This is a genomic window from Halococcus agarilyticus, assembly GCF_000334895.1.
Taxonomy (GTDB): Archaea; Halobacteriota; Halobacteria; order Halobacteriales; family Halococcaceae; genus Halococcus; species Halococcus agarilyticus.
This window is the reverse complement of the sequence record NZ_BAFM01000041.1, coordinates 1-2,153: the sequence shown is the minus strand read 5'-3', so window position 1 is coordinate 2,153 and position 2,153 is coordinate 1. Positions and strand designations below refer to the sequence as shown.

Below are 2,153 nucleotides of genomic sequence, written 5' to 3'. Positions count from 1 at the left end.
AANAAAAAAACGTTTGGCTAACATGAACTGCTCACCATCACACATCGAGGTCTCGGTGGCGTGCTCGACGTGCTCGGCACTTAAGCACGGAGCGCGTCGAGACCCGCCGAGACCGCTGCACCTGTCGGTCTCTAACCTGCCGAAACCGCCACGCACGAGAGTCTTATCCGGAAGTAAGGGCCAGGTTTTGAAATATACTGGTAGTGCATGGGCGTAAGTAATTGGAACATATCTGGACACAGAAAATTTTAAGTATCTGGAATACGTAAGGATATTAAGACGTTTTCATTCGCTCGCGTGCAGATGGATATTTCTATCCGTCGAGAGCACAAAGAAAACGTGGTTGTGGAGCTTGAGCCTCCACCGAGTTGACCAGATATGATAGGACAAACACATACGCCGAAACGATGTGCTCGCCTTGAGGACCAACACGAGGTGATCGTGTGCCTCTAACAATATTTAACGAGACCCATCTACTTAAGCGTTACGGTGGCCACCTCGATTATTTCTGTAACCATACGATAGGTTATCCGCCAGCAGTGCGAGGTGCGAACCTATGAGCACGAATGCGACTACACGAGGCTCGCTCGCGTCTGAAGCGACCCGTGCTGCCGAGCAATGGAATCCTGAGTACCAGCGATGGTATCAGCCTTCCCGACGACTCAAAACAGATCTGACACGATCTGACGGCACTCAGCAGCAGTGGTCTGAGGATGTTTTGGACCTCTTGACCGAGTACGCCGGAGAGTCCGCCAATCCAGCGTATAGCAACGGTCTTCAGTCGAAAGCGAACAGGCGGTACGCCCAAATCCTGGACCAAGATCGGTACGTACAACGCCAGTACGACGACTACAGCATTGCTCTGTTCACACTTGGTGGACAGTTCCTCACGTCAACGAACGAGTTCTGTGATCCGGTACAGTTCCGGCGTGAACTCCTCGAATCCCGCCATACCGTTGCTCAGAAGATGTACCAGGTGATGAACCGTTGCGACGGTATCTCGTACTGTACTGTAGTCTCTGGCAACGGTGCGAAGGGATATTCCCACGTTCATGTCCTCGCCTACCTCCAGGGCGAGATCGAACCGTCTGACCTACAGCCAGTCCTCGATGCACACGTAGAGGAATCGCCTGTGGCGAGATCCATCTACCATCATGCCGAACAAGTCGTGTCTGTCCGGCACAGTAGCGAACTCGTTCACGAACCACAAGGACAGCGTGATCACGAACGAGGGACGCCTTCGGCAGCAGCGCGGTACGTGGCGTCCCAAGTTCCGCATGTTGGTGGCGAGGAGGCACCGCTGCCGATGATCGAACATGCTGCCGTGTGCCGACAGACTCAAAGCCAGGACGTAACGACGAGTGCGACGTTTGATGCGAACGCGGAAGCCGAGTACGTGGCACGCGAGACTGTTCTGGATGAGATGGACCACTACCAGCGGAAGCTCAATAGTCGAGTTAAAACACCTGTTAGTGTGTCAGATTCCAGTTCCGCCAGTTCTGGTGAAACTGACCTCGTTCGGTTCAAATCGAACCTGGTTCCCCTGGATACTAACCAGGTGTGTACCAACATGAACGGTTTGCGCCTCGATCCGAACCTCGCACTCCTCGTATGGCTGTATAGACCACCTGGTTGAATAGCACAGAGTGCTGGTTAAAAGTGGTCGATGAGGCCCTTATGTAGCACTAACTCGGTATCTACCGCACCAGGAGTCGTACACATCATATGAAATTCTGAGCCGTACTACAAGCAATGCTTATTATCATTACTCAGCTACAAAATCGATAGAATCACAATGGTACATCAAGATCCCTTACCTCTACAGCTCGATTACAAACGTCATGGAATAGAATTTCTCGCGCGAGTCCGCTCATATGTTAGAAAAAATAATTTGAACGTAAATCGCCTGCCAAAATGGACACAGGCAGCTCATTTGCAGATAGGAAACATGCAAGGCAGTACGCTTCTGCTGATAGATAACTCTCCATCCAGTGATGATCAGATCACCTATGCGAACACAGACTACGATACGCAGATGATATTTGATCTTGAGCACCAGATGCCCTCGGCATGGTATATTGAGCCAGCCCGACGTGGAACTGGTAATATATCTATTCGTGGAGAAGTTAGCGATGAAGGGCGTGCACGATATA

The 2,153-nt window shown here is 51.2% G+C and carries 2 protein-coding genes; both read left to right on the top strand.

The window, feature by feature from the left end:
• The first annotated feature begins 556 nt into the window (after nt 1–556).
• Nucleotides 557–1,636 carry a hypothetical protein gene (locus TX76_RS17895; RefSeq protein WP_154019150.1) on the top strand — a complete coding sequence of 360 codons (1,080 nt, stop codon included), beginning with the start codon at nt 557–559 and terminating at the stop codon, nt 1,634–1,636.
• Between the two features lie 312 nt (nt 1,637–1,948).
• Nucleotides 1,949–2,153: hypothetical protein (locus TX76_RS18470; RefSeq protein WP_228842434.1), on the top strand; the 205-nt coding region annotated here is incomplete at its 3' end.

Bases quoted from the DNA above. Each gene is read 5' to 3' on its own strand.
- TX76_RS17895 (WP_154019150.1), top strand. From the start codon at position 557: ATGAGCACGAATGCGACTACACGAGGCTCGCTCGCGTCTGAAGCGACC.